At 40.0% G+C, this 15,096-nt stretch carries 13 protein-coding genes; 6 read left to right on the top strand and 7 right to left on the bottom strand.

Annotated elements, in window-relative coordinates; all coding sequences use genetic code 11:
- Positions 1-141: 141 nt before the first annotated feature.
- The 4 genes from abc-f to galU all read right to left on the bottom strand — a co-directional run bounded on the left by abc-f (position 142) and on the right by galU (position 4,380).
- A complete protein-coding gene (gene abc-f, locus F3G86_RS07485; RefSeq protein ID WP_149723501.1) occupies positions 142-1,731 on the bottom strand; it encodes a ribosomal protection-like ABC-F family protein in 1,590 nt (529 codons plus the stop codon).
- A 61-nt stretch (positions 1,732-1,792) separates the two neighbouring features.
- A complete protein-coding gene (locus tag F3G86_RS07480; RefSeq protein WP_149723500.1) occupies positions 1,793-2,338 on the bottom strand; it encodes a DUF1287 domain-containing protein in 546 nt (181 codons plus the stop codon).
- Between the two features lie 3 nt (positions 2,339-2,341).
- A complete protein-coding gene (locus tag F3G86_RS07475; RefSeq protein ID WP_149723499.1) occupies positions 2,342-3,562 on the bottom strand; it encodes a glucose-6-phosphate isomerase in 1,221 nt (406 codons plus the stop codon).
- Positions 3,559-4,380 (bottom strand): UTP--glucose-1-phosphate uridylyltransferase GalU, encoded by an 822-nt coding sequence (galU, locus tag F3G86_RS07470; protein WP_149723498.1) that lies wholly within the window; start codon positions 4,378-4,380, stop codon positions 3,559-3,561. Before galU ends, F3G86_RS07475 begins: the two co-directional genes overlap by 4 nt.
- Before the next feature lie 127 nt (positions 4,381-4,507).
- Here galU and F3G86_RS07465 point away from each other — a divergent pair, with 127 nt between their 5' ends.
- The 6 genes from F3G86_RS07465 (at position 4,508) to F3G86_RS07440 (ending at position 10,284) form a co-directional block, all read left to right on the top strand.
- The gene (locus tag F3G86_RS07465) at positions 4,508-5,143 is read left to right on the top strand and encodes an IMPACT family protein (protein WP_149723497.1); all 636 of its coding nucleotides are present in this window, start codon (positions 4,508-4,510) and stop codon (positions 5,141-5,143) included.
- 36 nt (positions 5,144-5,179) lie between these two features.
- Complete coding sequence (gene lgt / locus F3G86_RS07460) at positions 5,180-5,995, top strand: prolipoprotein diacylglyceryl transferase (protein WP_149723496.1); 816 nt, start codon at positions 5,180-5,182, stop codon at positions 5,993-5,995.
- 119 nt (positions 5,996-6,114) lie between these two features.
- Positions 6,115-6,813, top strand: a complete 699-nt coding sequence (locus F3G86_RS07455) for a fumarate reductase cytochrome b subunit (protein WP_035142502.1) — start codon at positions 6,115-6,117, stop codon at positions 6,811-6,813.
- Positions 6,814-6,827: 14 nt separating this feature from the next.
- Positions 6,828-8,846, top strand: a complete 2,019-nt coding sequence (locus tag F3G86_RS07450; RefSeq protein WP_149723495.1) for a fumarate reductase flavoprotein subunit — start codon at positions 6,828-6,830, stop codon at positions 8,844-8,846.
- Complete coding sequence (locus F3G86_RS07445; RefSeq protein ID WP_004317555.1) at positions 8,839-9,558, top strand: fumarate reductase iron-sulfur subunit; 720 nt, start codon at positions 8,839-8,841, stop codon at positions 9,556-9,558. Before F3G86_RS07450 ends, F3G86_RS07445 begins: the two co-directional genes overlap by 8 nt.
- A gap of 339 nt (positions 9,559-9,897) precedes the next feature.
- A complete protein-coding gene (locus F3G86_RS07440) occupies positions 9,898-10,284 on the top strand; it encodes a restriction endonuclease (RefSeq protein WP_149723494.1) in 387 nt (128 codons plus the stop codon).
- 58 nt (positions 10,285-10,342) lie between these two features.
- Here F3G86_RS07440 and F3G86_RS07435 read toward each other — a convergent pair whose 3' ends face one another.
- The 3 genes from F3G86_RS07435 to F3G86_RS07425 form a co-directional block, all read right to left on the bottom strand.
- Positions 10,343-12,175: a dynamin family protein gene (locus F3G86_RS07435; RefSeq protein WP_149723493.1), complete on the bottom strand. Its 1,833-nt coding sequence runs from the start codon at positions 12,173-12,175 to the stop codon at positions 10,343-10,345.
- Positions 12,168-14,249: a dynamin family protein gene (locus F3G86_RS07430; RefSeq protein WP_149723492.1), complete on the bottom strand. Its 2,082-nt coding sequence runs from the start codon at positions 14,247-14,249 to the stop codon at positions 12,168-12,170. The genes F3G86_RS07435 and F3G86_RS07430 overlap by 8 nt, the downstream gene beginning before the upstream one ends.
- 203 nt (positions 14,250-14,452) lie before the next feature.
- Positions 14,453-15,007, bottom strand: coding sequence for a hypothetical protein (locus F3G86_RS07425; protein WP_149723491.1), 555 nt, complete (start codon positions 15,005-15,007; stop codon positions 14,453-14,455).
- Between the last annotated feature and the right edge of the window lie 89 nt (positions 15,008-15,096).

Below are 15,096 nucleotides of genomic sequence, written 5' to 3'. Positions count from 1 at the left end.
TATAATATTACTTCGTGACACATTTATATGATGAAAATTTAAAATTTGCAGTTCTATACAAATTTACAAACTCGCTTTGAATGGTAAATTTAATGGAAAAATTTAAACTGCCTCTAGAAAAACTAGAGGCAAAGTGAGCATTTAAGCTTCAAGTCCTAAATTTGCTCTGTATTCTTCATATGTGCCTTTAAAGTCAACGACCTCGCCATTGCCTTTTAGGTGTAAAATTCTATTTGCAAAGGCGTCTATCAGCTCCCTGTCGTGGCTCACGCAGATGACTGAGCCATTAAAGTTGTAAAACGCCTCGCCAAGTGCGATGATAGCCTCAAGATCAAGGTGGTTGTTTGGCTCATCCATGACAAGTAAATTTGGTCTGTGAAGCATGAGCTGAGCTAGTCTTACTCGGTGTTTTTCGCCACCACTTAGTGCGCCTACTGCCTTTTCTTGCTCAGCGCCACTAAATAGCATCCTGCCAAGGCACTTTCTGATCTCGTCGATGTCCTTATTTTTGGCATCTTGTAAATATTCATAAAGCTTTAGCTCGCCATCTATCTTATTTACCGTATCTTGCGCAAAATATCCTAGCTCGATGGTCGCACCTATATGCACTTCGCCCGCGTCAGGCTTTATCTCGCCCATTATGATCTTGCAAAGTGTGCTTTTACCAACGCCGTTATGACCGATGATGGCTAGCTTATCGCCCTTTTCAAGCTTAAAGTTAAAGTTTTCAAATATCACTTTATCATCAAATTTCTTACTTATGTTCTTTAGTTCAATTAGCTCATTGCCTATCTCGCGGTTTGCACGAAAAAGTATGCTTGGATCACGTCTGCTTGAGACTGCGATCTCGGCGATGTCTAGCTTTTCAAGCTGTTTTGCACGTGAGGTCGCCTGCTTTGCCTTGCTCGCATTTGCTGAAAATCTCGCGATAAATTTCTCCAGCTCCTCTTTCTCTTTTAGCTTCTTGTCACGCTCCATCTCATGCTGCTTTGCGATCAAATTTGCAGCCATATACCAGTCGTCGTAGTTGCCTGAAAACTCGCGAATTTTCTTAAAATCCACATCCAAAATGTTTGTGCAAACTCTATTTAAAAAGTGTCTGTCGTGACTGATAACCACAAGTGTGCCCTCGTGGCGGTTTAGCTCATTTTCTAGCCATGCGATCGCATCTATATCAAGGTTGTTTGTTGGCTCGTCTAAAAACAAGATGTCTGGCTTTGGAAAGAGCACTTGAGCCAGCAAAACTTTAACTTTATCTGAGTTTTCAACCTCGCTCATCAGCTTATCAAATTCATTTAGCCCAAGCGAGCTTAGGATTTTTTCTATCCTAGTCTCGTACTCGTAGCTTGGATCCTCTTCAGCGCTTATCATCTCAAGCTCGCTTAAGCGCTCATTTATCTCATCTGTAAATTCCTCGCTCATATAGAGCTTTTCTTTCTCTTTTACAGCGTCATATAGGCGTTTGTTGCCATAAAGCACCGCATCTTTTAGAGTGAAATTTTCAAACGCAAACTGATCTTGCCCGAGCACGCCAACCTTTAGTCCATTTTCTATGATGATCTCACCGCTAGTTGGCTCGATAGCTCCGCTTAAAATTTTTAAAAATGTCGATTTACCAGCGCCATTTGCACCGATGAGCCCGTATCTGTTGTGGCGATTTAGCTTTAAATTTACATCCTCAAATAGCAAACTGCTTGCAAATCTTTGAGTAAGTCCCCTAACTTCTAACATTATTTTTCCTTGAATTTATTTTTTTGCGATTTTGCCTAAAATTTGATTAAAAAGCCATTTGCTACTTTAGCCTAAAATGCCCCGTGATCTTATAGCTATAAAGTATGTTTTCTTCTTGCACGCCAGAGCCGATATTGTGAATGACAAGCGGTGTTTGGCCTTTAAATTTATCTGAGATCACGCCGATGTGAGGCAAATTTCCTGGTAGCGTCCAAGTGACGATATCGCCTGGTAAAAATTTATCATCACCCACCTCAAAATCTTTTCTTTTTAGATAGGTAGCGATGTTTAAAACACGCCTGTGATCGATGTTTTTATCAGCCTTTTTAAGTCCCCATTTTTTAGGATAGCTTGCGAAATTTCTACTCATATCTTCAAAAATGAGCCTTTGCAGATCAATATTCTGATGCCGCAAAGCCCTTACTACAACGTCCGTGCAAACGCCCTTTTTGATATCCACGTCGCCCATTGGGTAAGCGAGCCGCTCGTAGCTTGGATCGTAACTTATCGTCACGCCGATCTGCGACCTAGCGTCATTTACAAATTTACTCGCCGAAAAGGCAAAAATTTGCGTAGCAAAAAGAGCCAAAAGTAGAAATTTCTTCATTTTCTACTTTAAAAGCATAGTTTTTAAGATGCGTTTTCCTATCTCAACACCTGGCTGATCGTAGGTGTTAATGCCTAGCATGATACCAGTGGCCGAGGTTAGTAGCTCATAGTAAAAAATGAGCCAGCCAGCGTGAAACTCATCAAGTCTCTCAAGCGTGATCGTATCGACACTTATGCCCTCTTGCACCAGCGCCATTGCCGTCGCGTCGCACTGCAAATTTATAAGCTCATTTAGGCTTAGACCCGCCACAAAATCGCACTCTTCAAGCCCTTTTAGGCCAAAGCTCGGGATAGTCTTGTCGCTTGCGTGATCTTTTATCTTTATAAATGTCACGCTCTTATCTTTTACGCCGTCCATGATAAGCTGCAAAAAGCTGTGCTGATCGCGGCTGCCAACAAGTCCAACTGGCGTAAGGCCGACCCTTTTATAGCCTCTTTTTTTACCAAGGCTCTCCGCCCAAAGCTGCACGTACCAGTCGTTAAATTCAAAAAATCTATCGCAATAGCTAAAAATGACATTTATGCTGGCATTTCTGCTAGTGGCGTAGTGGTAGGCTTTAGCGACTATGGAGCTATCTTTTTGCTCGATGTATTGCTTTTTGCAAGCAAGCGCGCCCTCCAAAAGTGCCTTTATATCGTAGCCACAGATACCAAGAGGCACAAGGCCGATCGCACTTAGCACGCTAAATCTCCCGCCAACATTTTTTGGAATGTTAAAAAATTTGATGCCATTTTCTTTGGCGAAATTTTCTAAATTTGTGCCTGGATCAGTTATGATGAGGAAATTTTTACCTAAATTTTGAGGCTTAAAGTCATCAAGCAAGCACTTAAAAATAGTGATCGTCTCGATCGTGTTGCCTGATTTTGAGCTTATTATAAAAAGTGTCTCATCAAATTTTAGCCCACTAAGCGTGCTTTTGTAGCTGCAAGGATCGACGTTATCTAAAAACAAAAGCTCTCTTTTTATCCCTTTTGTGCCTTCAAGCATCGATTTTAGCGCCTTTACGCCAAGACTGCTGCCACCAATGCCAACAAGTACTACATTTTTGATATGAGCTAGCCCTTTTTCATACTCTTCGATCTCGCCAAGTAAATTTTGCCCAAGCACTGGCAGGTGGTAGTAGCCTATCTCGCCACTTTCGTACTCGTCGTTTATGCGTTTGGCATAAGAGCCAATAACCTCGCTGCTTGCAAAGTTAAATTTAAATGAAGTTTCTATCATTTACTGCGCTCGTAAAAGAAATTTGTAGCCTCGACAAAGCCGTCGATACTGCCGCAGTCAAATCTCTTGCCCTTAAATTTATAAGCTAGCACCATACCATCTTTTGCCTGTGTTTTTAGCGCGTCTGTGATCTGGATTTCGCCGTTTTTGCCTGGTTTTGTTCGCTCTAAGATGTTAAAAATATCTGGCGTTAGGATGTAGCGGCCAATTATCGCTAAATTTGTCGGAGCTTCGGCAGGATCAGGCTTTTCAACCATATCATCGACCATTATGAGATCATCTTCTATAAACCTACCGCTTACGACGCCGTAAGACTTGGTCTGCTCTTTTGGCACTTCCATCACAGCAACGACGCTGCAGCGGTACTTTTCATAAATTTTAACCATCTGTGAAAGCACGCCCTCGCCGTTTTCATTTATGCATAGATCATCTGCCAAAATGACCCCAAATGCCTCGTCACGAACTAGCGTTTTACCCGTATGAATGGCGTGTCCAAGCCCTTTCATAGCATTTTGTCTAGTAAATGAAAATGTGCATGAGTTCATTAAATTTCTAACTTCACTAAGCAGTGACTCTTTTTGGCTGCCTGCGATCTCTTTTTCTAGCTCGTAGCTGATGTCAAAATAGTCCTCAAGCGCCCTTTTTCCGCGTCCTGTGACAAAGGCCATATTATCCATGCCAGCCTCAAGCGCCTCATCAACGCCGTAGTGAATGAGCGGTTTTGTAAGGATCGGCAACATCTCTTTTGGGAGCGATTTTGTAGCTGGTAAAAATCTCGTTCCATATCCAGCCGCTGGAAATAGGCAAGTTTGTATCATTTTAGTCCTTCGTGAAAAATTGCAAAATTCTACTATCTTTTCCTTAATAATATAAATTTGTTTGAATTTACAAGGCTTTAATTAGCAAATTGATAAGATTTTTAAAATTTTAAAAAAAGAGCAAAATTTGCAGACGATTGATAGGATTTTTAAAGCCCAGCTTGATATAAAAAAGTCAAATTTCTTAGCATTTTTATGCCCCATAAGCTCGTTTAAAAGCTTGCATGAGAGCCTAAAAGAGGAGCATTTTAAGGCTGTTCACGTAGTTTGGGCGACAAGAGAGTTAAACAAATACGGACAAATAGTTGAAAATCAAAGCGATGACGGCGAGCCAAAGGGTACTAGCGGCCAGCCAAGCCTAAATGCCCTGCGAGGCGCTGAGCTAATAAATGTTGGGGTCTTGATAGTTCGCTACTTTGGTGGGATAAAGCTTGGCACTGGAGGGTTAGTCAGAGCCTATTCAGGGGCTGTGAATGAGGTGATAAACGAGGCTGTAAGAAGTGATAGCGTGATCAAATTTGAGATAAAAGATGAGGTTAAATTTTTTACCCCATTTTCGCTGATGAGCCGCTTTGAGCACTACTTCGCCACTAAAAATTTAAGCGAGTTTGAAAGAGATTTTAATGACTCTGGAGCGATCTGGAGCGTAAATTTAAACGAAGCCGAGTTTGCTGAGCTATTTAAATTTTGCAAAGAATTTGAAGCAAGCGAGTTTAAATTTCTAGCCTTGCCACTTGGCAGCAAAGCGCTGTTTATTTATTAATTGTAAAATCGCATAAATTTAAAAAGAAAGTAAAAAATGGAAATTTGGAACGACATTTATAACCACTTTAACCCAGTCGCCTTTAGCATCTTTGGCTTTAGCGTGCATTGGTACGGGCTCATGTATATTTTAGCCCTTGTTTTAGCACTTGCCATGGCAAAGTATCTCGTTAAAAAAGATGATATCCCTATATCAAATCAGCTTTTGGACAACTACTTTTTTTGGGTAGAAATAGGCGTTATTTTAGGCGCTAGACTTGGCTGGGTTTTAGTATATTCAGGTGAAGCAAGCTACTATCTAACGCAGCCTTGGCAAATTTTTAATCCGATCCACAACGGCGAGTTTATAGGAATTCGTGGCATGAGCTATCATGGCGCCGTGGTTGGCTTTTTGCTAGCGACAATTTTATTTTGCAAAAAATATAAGCAAAACGCTTGGCAGCTACTTGATCTTTGCGCCATCTGCATACCTTTTGGCTACACCTTTGGCAGGATAGGAAATTTCTTAAATCAAGAGCTTTTTGGACGCGTCACAGATGTGCCTTGGGCGATAAATGTCTTTGGTCAGCCAAGACATCCAAGCCAGCTTTACGAGGCATTCTTAGAAGGTTTAGTTATTTTTGTCATTTTATTTTTATATAGAAAATATAAGAAATTTAATGGCGAACTGATTGCACTTTACGCCATTTTATACACATTTGCAAGATTTATTTGCGAATTTTACAGAGAGCCTGATTCTGGACTTGGATTTATTATTTTTGGTCTATCGATGGGGCAAATTTTATCACTTATTATGTGTGGGCTCGGAATTTTTGTCTATATTAAACTTTATAAGAGTTTTACGAAAATTTAATGTCAATATTTAAAATTTATTAAAGTAAAGTTCTGATAGCATTAGCTTTATCAATTAATGCTAATGTTTAAATTAGTATTAAGAAATGATAACTTATTTCAAATTTCTTAGGAGGGCTCATGACCGGGCTTATAGAAGGTTTTTTGGGGAAACGGTCGGACGGCAAAAAAAGCCGCACTCCAGCCGCTTGGGATAGATGGCAAAGTATTACAGGATTTATTCTAGCCTGTTTCATATTGTGCCATATGGTTTTTACTTCTACTATACTACTTGGCAAAGACGCATTTAACGCTGTCGTAGGATTTGCAGAGGCTAAATTTTTATTTGGTGAGGCTACTTGGTGGATCACAAATGTTATAGCTGCTGTTATCTTTGTAGTTTTTGTAACTCATGCCTTCTTGGCAATGAGAAAATTTCCTGCAAATTACAGACAATACTTAATGTTTAGAGGCCATAAAGACCGCATGAAGCACCTTGATACCACACTTTGGTGGTTTCAGTTTTTAACAGGCTTTGCTCTATTTTTTGCAGCAAGCGCCCACATAATCGACATCATCTTTGGTGGTCACATCACAGCTGACAAATCAGCTGCTGCGTTTCACAAACTAGAAATTTTCTACTTCGCACTACTTGTTTTCATGGTCGTTCACGCTGGCGTTGGCATGTACCGCTTATATGTCAAGTGGGTAAGCATTGATGGCGCAAACAAACACGAAATGCTTGCTAAAAGAAATAAGGCAAAGACAGTTGTATTTGTCATTTATGGCATACTTGCTGTGATTGCGCTAATCGCCGATTTCGTGTGGATCAGCCATTAAAAAGGAGCTAGAAGATGAATGTAAAATATTATGACGCATTAGTAATTGGTGGTGGTCTAGCTGGTCTTAGAGCTGCTGTGGCTGCTGGAGAAAAGGGCTTAAGCACCGTAGTTTTGAGCTTAATCCCTGTAAAACGCTCTCACTCTGCTGCTGCACAAGGTGGCATGCAAGCAAGCCTTGGCAACTCTAAAATGAGTGAAGGCGATAACGAAGATGTGCACTTTGCTGACACAGTAAAAGGTAGCGACTGGGGTTGTGACCAACAAGTTGCACGTATGTTTTGTCAAACTGCACCAAAAGCGATTCGTGAGCTTGCAGCTTGGGGCGTGCCTTGGACTAGGATCACAAAAGGCGAAAGAAGCGCTATCATTAACGCTCAAAAGACAACTATCGTTGAAAAAGAAGAGGTTCATGGCCTTATCCACTCACGTGACTTTGGTGGTACAAAAAAGTGGAGAACTTGCTACACAGCTGACGCAACTGGTCACACCATGCTTTTTGCTGTTGCAAACGAAGCGCTTAAACACAATGTAGAAATTCACGACCGCAAAGAGGCGATCGCTTTGATACACCAAAATAATCGCTGTTACGGTGCAATCGTTCGTGACCTAGTAAATGGCGAGATCACAGCTTATGTTTCAAAAGGCACACTTATAGCAACTGGCGGTTATGGTAGAGTTTATAAACACACTACAAACGCTGTTGTTTGCGAAGGTATCGGCGCTGCGATCGCACTTGAGACTGGCGTAGCTCAGCTTGGCAACATGGAAGCTGTTCAGTTTCACCCAACTCCGATCGTCCCATCTGGCATTCTTCTAACAGAAGGTTGCCGCGGTGATGGTGGAATTTTACGTGACGTTGATGGATACCGCTTTATGCCTGATTATGAACCAGAAAAAAAAGAGCTAGCTAGCCGCGACGTCGTTAGTCGCCGTATCATGGAGCACATCCGCGCAGGCAAAGGCGTACCTAGCCCATACGGATATCACGTTTGGCTTGATATCTCTATCCTTGGACGCGAGCACATTGAGAAAAATTTACGTGACGTTCAAGAAATTTGCGAAATTTTTAACGGCATCGATCCTGCTGACACTGAAGTATATACCGACGAGACAGGACATCAGCGTGGCAAAGGCTGGGCACCGATCCTGCCTATGCAGCACTACTCAATGGGCGGCATCAAGACAAAACCAACTGGCGAGAGCCCAACACTAGCTGGTCTATTTAGCGCTGGCGAGGCTGCTTGCTGGGATATGCACGGCTTTAACCGCCTTGGTGGTAACTCAGTTTCTGAGACAGTCGTCGCTGGTATGATCGTTGGTGATTATTTTGCAGATTACTGCGCTAGCCACGAGATCGAGATAAACACAGCTGATATCGAGAAATTTGTTGAAAAACAAGAAGATTATCTACTAAGTCTTGTCAATAAAGAGGGTAAATTTAACGTCTTTGATATCAAAAACAAGATGAAAGAGGTAATGTGGGAGCACGTTGCGATATTTAGAACAGGCAAAGGTCTAGAGCTTGCTGTTAAAGAGCTTGAAGCACTTTATAAAGAGTCACTTGATGTAAAAGTAAGCAACAAAGCACTATTTGGCAACCCAGAGCTTGAAGAGGCTTACCGCGTGCCAAAGATGCTAAAACTAGCGCTTTGTATCGCAAAAGGTGCGCTTGATAGAACAGAGAGCCGTGGTGCTCACTGCCGTGAAGACTATCCAAAGAGAGATGACCTTAACTGGTTAAACAGAACGCTTACAAGCTGGAAAGAAGGCGACACTATGCCAACTATCACTTATGAGCCACTTGATATCATGAAGATGGAGATGCCGCCAGCATTTAGAGGTTATGGTGCAAAAGGAAATATCATCGAGCATCCAAACAGTGCTATCCGTCAAAAAGAGGTCGATGAAATTCGCGAAAAAATGCAAGCAGAAGGCAAGAGCAGACAAGAAATTCAAGAGGCTTTGATGCACTATGACCTTCAACCAAAATATAAAGCACCAAATGAAAGAGCAGGTATAGGAAATGAGTAGAAAAATAACCATAAAAGCTTTTAAATACAATCCTTTAAGCAAAGTTTCAAAGCCTCATTTTGCGACTTATGAGCTTGAAGAGACTGATGGTATGACGCTATTTATCGCGTTAAATCAAATTCGTGAGAAATTTGATCCAGATCTTAGCTTTGACTTCGTTTGTCGTGCGGGAATTTGTGGTAGTTGTGGCATGCTAGTAAATGGCAAACCAAGTCTAGCTTGCAGAACTCTAACAAAAGACTTTGAAAGCGGTGTCATCGAGCTTATGCCTTTGCCAGTCTTTAAACTACTAAAAGATCTAAGCGTAGATACTGGCAACTGGATGAACGCTATGAGTAAGCGTGTCGAGAGCTGGATACACACAGATCATGAGACTGATATCTCTAAGCTTGAAGAGAAAGTTGAGCCAGAGGTCGCTCAAGAAGTTTTCGAGCTTGATCGCTGTATAGAGTGCGGAATTTGCGTCGCATCTTGCGGAACAGCTATCATGAGACCTGATTTCATCGGCGCTGTTGGTCTAAACAGGGTTGCTAGATTTAAGATAGATGCGCTTGATAAGAGAACTGACGAGGACTTTTACGAGCTAATCGGCGATGATGATGGCGTATTTGGTTGTATGACTTTGCTTGGTTGCGAAGACAACTGCCCAAAACACTTACCACTTCAAAGCCGTATAGCTTATATGCGTAGAAAAATGGCTGCTATAAAGTAGCAAAGGGGCTGTAAAAAGCCCCAAATTTATTTAAAAACTCTACAAACAGACACCAAGATACAGATACAAATATCTAGCGTTGCAAATAAGAAAAAGATAAATATTAAAAGCGGAAACGACAAGACTATACCCATTATATAGCCAAGTGGCAAAGTAATAAAAAATAAAAGATCAAATCCGGTGCTAAAGCAAAAAAATAGCGCAAACAATGAAGCGATCACGTTCATAAATAAATTGATATTATCAGAGAAAAACTCTGTTAGGCTTACATATTTCATGTGGTGATTATAGCTTTTAGATTACAAAAATTGATGAAAATTTATCTAGCATTTTAGAAAAATGGACTATGGAACTGGAAGCCTTACAAACAAAGGACCAGATGGCGGGATAGATGGCATAATAGACGAAGATGAGCTAGGACTTTTTCAAATTTACATCCAAGCAAAGAGATATAAAGATGGTAGCAACATAGGCAGGCAAGAGATCCAGCAGTTCATCGGCGCTATCTCAAACAAAAATACCAAAAAAGACGTCTTTATCACTACAGCAAAATTTACAAAAGAGGCCCAAACGTTTGCCAAAGATAGTCAAAACTTTAGCGTAGTCTTGATAGATGGCGACAGACTAGCTGAACTAATGATAAAGTATAAAGTAGGCGTTCAAACAAGCCAGATATATGAAATTTGCAAGATCGACACCGACTTTTTTGATGAAAATAATTTTTAAAAATGCTAGCGAATTTAAAATTTGCTAGACGCTCGCACACGCAGTTTAAAGTCAAATTTCACTTTAATACCACCGAACTCTCTTTTAGCTTTTTTAGCTTTAAAATTTGCTCTTTTGGTTTTGCTTTTAGGCGCTCAAGCATCGCTATTTTTTGGGCGTAAATTTCATTAAATTCGGTCTTTATGTCAAGCAAAGTTTTATTTAAAAAAGAGTTATTTGAGCACATAAGATCGTCAAATTCATACAAGCTAAAGGCATTTAACATGCGCTCATAAACCTCTTTTGCGCTTGGGATATAAAGTGGCGTGCCCATTTGCAGGTGCGAATTTAGCGAGTTTTCGATCTTTTGCTTTAGAAAATAAACCGCAAGCTTAAGCGCATTTTCGTAGTTTGATGCGACCTTTACGTCAAGCTTTTCAAAAAAGAGCGATATCTTTTGCGTCGCCTTAAATTTGGCATTTTCATACTCTCTTAAGAAGTTCTCATAGGTCCTACCAGCGTAGGTATTTATCGATTTTGTCTCGTAGTTTGAGGCAAACTCATCAAATGGATTAAAGCTCTCGTAGCGAGATTTGTAAATAAAAAGCTCATCTTCTAAGCTTTTATAAAGCTCATCAAAAGCCGATATGATCTCATTTTCAAGCTCTTTTAGATCCCTTTTGTAGCGTTTAAAAAATTTAGAAAAGACGATATCTTCGTAGATGAGCTTTGAAAAGACCTCGTCCGTGTCAAGGCTTATCATCTCAAAATTTTCGCGCTTATAAATTTCTTTGTTTAAAAGCGTCTTTGATGGGTTAAATTTTGTCCTAGAAAATGGCTTAAGCAGCTTAAAAACCTCATCGCTTGCAAGCTTTATAGCCTCGCTCATATCGCTATATCTCAGGGCGATTTTAGGCTTAAACTCCTCTTTTATCGCTTCTAGTTTTTCTTCAAGTGTGGCATTAAATTTATCTAAAATTTCACCAGCTGCGTTATAAACTTTGAGGCGATTTTCTTGCTCAGCTATTAAAAAATTTACTATCTTTTTCGCCCTTGCTTTTATGAAATTTTCTTTAAAGTTCGCGTTTAAAAACGCCTCTTTTACAGCGCTTAGTGCTTTAGCAAAATTTGAGCTTTCTAGCTCGCTCTTGTTTTCATTTGTGATGCCATTGAGCGCCTGCTTTGACGAAATGGCGATGATATCTTCAAAAAGCTCGCCATAAGTTTGCCTAGCGTGCTTTAGCAAACTTTCAAGCTCGTCCTTGCTTAGCTTGTCCTTTTGGTTGATGAAACAAAGCGCCTTTAGATCGTTTGTCCTTAAAATTTCCTCTACGCTTTCAAGCTCGCTAGCCTTTGCTGCGTTATTTGCAAGGCTTAGCCAGATCGCGCCGCAGACCTTTTTTAGCGTATTTTTGGTCTCTTTTGTGTCGGCATCTCTTAGCGAGTTTAGCCCGGGCGTGTCGATGAAATTTACCTCTTTTAAAATTTCACTTGGCGCATAAAGTGTCATGCTTTTTATCTGCTCGCTCATGGCGTTTAGCTCTGTAAGCTCGCTGCTAGCTAGCAAGCTCTCGCTGCCATTTGTAAATTTCACGCTAAGAAGCGGCATCTTTGCAAATTTTAGCCGTACAGCCTTTGCCGTGACAGGCGTTAGACCTGATGGCAAGATGTTTTGTCCAAGCAAAGCGTTTAAAAATGTTGATTTGCCACTTGAAAACTGCCCGATGACGGCGATGAGAGGCGGCTCATTTAGAGTGTCGATTAGTAAATTTAGGCTCTCTTTTATCTCATCGCTTGCGTGCAAACTTGGGTCATTTAGCTCATTTACTAGCCTTGCTAGCTCGCCTTTAAAGTCGCTTGTAAAAACCTTAAAATATCTCGCCTTATAGGCATTTATAAACTCGTTAAACATTTTCTAGCTCCCCTAAAAGCGAGCAAATTTCATCTTGCAGGGCATTTTGCTCTTTTAGTTTTAAAAGTGAGTTTTGATTTTGCGAGCTAAGCTTTTCTAGCTCATGATCTAGCTCTTTTAGCCTCTGATCAAGCGTGGCTTTTTGAGCGGTTTCATAGGTTTTTATGAGATTTAAAAGGCGATTTTTTTCATGATCAGTTAAAATTTCACAAAATTGAGAGATATTTTTATCTTTTAGCAAGCCCTCTTTTAAGCCTAAAAGTGCTTCACTTGCATCATTTGAAATTTTAGCTCTAAATGCAGCTAAAAGCTCCTTAAATTCAAGCTTTACGCCCATTTGCTCTAAAAAGTCATTGATGTTAAAAACCTCGTCTTTGCTTATCACATAATCATCAAAATTTAAAGCGATGTTTTGCTCGCAAACCTTTGTTTGCACCAAAGTTTCGTTTCTAGCCTCTCTCATAAGTGCCATCACACCGTCACGAAGCGTCGTTTTTGCTATTTGCTCTAGTCGCTCTAAATTTAAGCTTTGCTTTTTACTTTTGCAGTAGGCTATCTCACTTTTTACCTTGTCGTTTAGATTTTGCAAAAGCGTCTCAAGCCCCATTTTATAGATGTTTTTGGTGTTGCTACTTTCAAGCTTTGCAAGCTCATTTTGAGTTAGGCTCTCAAGTTTAGAGAAATTTTCACTAAGTGCGTTTTTAACGTTTGCCTGCTCATTTTGAAGCTTTTTAAGCTCCACTTCATAAGCTTTGAGCGACAAAATTTCAGCCTTAGTGGCTTCAAGCTTGCTATTTAGGATATTTTTTAGCTCCTTTTGATACGAGCTTAAGATAAGGGCTGATTTTTTAGAGTTTTTGCCAAAGAGCACCTCGTAAAGGTAGTCCTTAAACTCCTCTACGCCGCTATTTGCAGCGCCTTCTAAGTAGCTTTTTGCACTAAGCGCAAAATAATCAATCTCCACGCCATTTATCTGCTCGCCGATCGCTTTTTTAGTGTAGTTTAGCGTCTCGTTTAGCTCTTTGGCACTTAGCTCATCAGCGTGAGTTAGCACCACAGCAAGCCTTACGATATGCGAGTTTTCAAGGCATTTTTTTAAAAATAGAGCGTCCTTTTGCGTGGCACTTTGTGAGGCGTTCATTAGGTGGGCTAAAAGGTCGCACTCCCTCATAAAATTTGTAGTGATCTGCTCCCTTAAAACCACTGCATCATCGATGCCTGGCGTGTCTATGATACAGACGTTGTCCTTTAAAAGCTCTAAGTCGTCATAAAGCTCGACGCTTTTTACGAGATTTGCCGTTTTTGAGCTTGATGATGTGTAGTTTTTTATCTCATCTATGCCGATATCTACGCTTTTGCTTGGTAAATTTTCACTTGATATGCCAAGTGCTAAAAGCTCATCAATGCTGTAAAAATTTACCCTTGCAAAGCTATCTTTGGAGTATTTTAAAATGGTTAAATTTATCGTTTCTGGCACGTTTGAAGCGCCAAGGACAGATTTGTTTAAAAGGGCGTTTAAAAGGGTTGATTTGCCAGAATTTATGACGCCACTTGCAGCTATGTTAAAAAGCGTTTCGTTTGATCTTTTTTTGGCCGCTGCAAGCGCTTCTAAAAATGTTTTATCGCTATCAAGCAAGCTTGCTTTTTCGTTTATCTCATTTAAAAAGTCTAGGTTTTTATGGAAGTGATCTTTTGGCTTGGTATGAGAAATTTTAGCCTCATTAGCGCCTTTGTTTTTGCTTATGATCTTTTCTAAAAAGGTAAATTTCTCATCATCTATGATCTTTTCATCGCACAATATTTTTAGGTATTTTACTATCTCATCACTTGAAATTTTAGCCTCGTTTAGTGCTTTAAGAGTCGCAAGCTGCGCACTTTGTATGCTAAATATATCTAGCTCAACCTTAAGCCTTTTTAGCACCGCTCTAAACTCATCAAGCGCCATAAACTGGTCTAAATTTCTCTCGTCGCAAACTAGAAGAAGAGCTAGCAGATCTGGGTAAAATGGCACGCTAGCAGCAGCATTTGTGTAAATTTTATTTGCACGCCAAGCCTGTTTTAAAAACTCATCCATAAAGACTCTTTTTATTGATATTTTGGGATTTTATTAAATTTTTACTTATGAAGCTATCAAAGAAGAGTTACGAGCTTTAGTAGATAGTAAAATATAATTTTAACTTCTCAAAATAGCGAATTTGCTCTTATTTGAATGAACTAGAGCATGCTTTTAAAATGTAATACTTTTAAACTTAAAGATATTTATTTTAGTAGCAAAATTTATCTTGCATAAAACATCGCAACCAAACCGCGGTTTATATCTTTCGTATCGCCATCATCTATCTTTGTAACCTTTGAGATATTAACACTTTTATCGCTATTTATCGTGAAAGTAAGTTCAATAACTCTCTCATTTATCTTTTTAGTATTTTCACCAAAATAGATCACTTCTGGCTCTTTTTGCGAGTAGTAGGCGGCATATTTGCTTTGGGCTACAACGTTGTCAAAGACCCATTTTTGCTTGATATCTAAAATTTGAGCAAGCTCATTTTTAAACTCAAGATCACAGCTAATAGAGGCTATATAGCTAGCGCTTTCTTTCGTTGGATCAAATTTACAGTGCTTGTTCGCGATAGATAAAATAGTCTCTTTGTCTATGTTTTTGCCGTTCTTTAATATGCTATTTGCGCTATCAAGTGCTAGCTCCAGGCTGTTATCAACTTTTTTTTGCTGAGCAGCCTTGGCATTATTTAGAGCTTTTATGTAGCCGTTATTTTTTCTTTTAAACTCATCTTCAAGTACATTTTTCCCCACTACGCAGCTTACTTTAACCACTTTCTTTCCATCGCTACTAATGTCTTGCCACTGAGTACTTGAGCAACCTTTAAAGCTATCTATCGCCGAGCCCACGAGACCCTAAGACA

The organism is Campylobacter concisus (genome assembly GCF_902460595.1).
Taxonomy (GTDB): Bacteria; Campylobacterota; Campylobacteria; order Campylobacterales; family Campylobacteraceae; genus Campylobacter_A; species Campylobacter_A concisus_BL.
The sequence above is the reverse complement of the archived record's forward strand: the minus strand, read 5'-3'. Positions and strand labels throughout refer to the sequence as shown.

Bases quoted from the DNA above. Each gene is read 5' to 3' on its own strand.
- F3G86_RS07445 (WP_004317555.1), top strand. From the start codon at position 8,839: ATGAGTAGAAAAATAACCATAAAAGCTTTTAAATACAATCCTTTAAGC.
- F3G86_RS07430 (WP_149723492.1), bottom strand. From the start codon at position 14,249: ATGGATGAGTTTTTAAAACAGGCTTGGCGTGCAAATAAAATTTACACA.
- F3G86_RS07440 (WP_149723494.1), top strand. From the start codon at position 9,898: ATGGACTATGGAACTGGAAGCCTTACAAACAAAGGACCAGATGGCGGG.
- abc-f (WP_149723501.1), bottom strand. From the start codon at position 1,731: ATGTTAGAAGTTAGGGGACTTACTCAAAGATTTGCAAGCAGTTTGCTA.
- F3G86_RS07435 (WP_149723493.1), bottom strand. From the start codon at position 12,175: ATGTTTAACGAGTTTATAAATGCCTATAAGGCGAGATATTTTAAGGTT.
- F3G86_RS07475 (WP_149723499.1), bottom strand. From the start codon at position 3,562: ATGATAGAAACTTCATTTAAATTTAACTTTGCAAGCAGCGAGGTTATT.
- F3G86_RS07455 (WP_035142502.1), top strand. From the start codon at position 6,115: ATGACCGGGCTTATAGAAGGTTTTTTGGGGAAACGGTCGGACGGCAAA.
- lgt (WP_149723496.1), top strand. From the start codon at position 5,180: ATGGAAATTTGGAACGACATTTATAACCACTTTAACCCAGTCGCCTTT.
- F3G86_RS07480 (WP_149723500.1), bottom strand. From the start codon at position 2,338: ATGAAGAAATTTCTACTTTTGGCTCTTTTTGCTACGCAAATTTTTGCC.
- F3G86_RS07450 (WP_149723495.1), top strand. From the start codon at position 6,828: ATGAATGTAAAATATTATGACGCATTAGTAATTGGTGGTGGTCTAGCT.
- galU (WP_149723498.1), bottom strand. From the start codon at position 4,380: ATGATACAAACTTGCCTATTTCCAGCGGCTGGATATGGAACGAGATTT.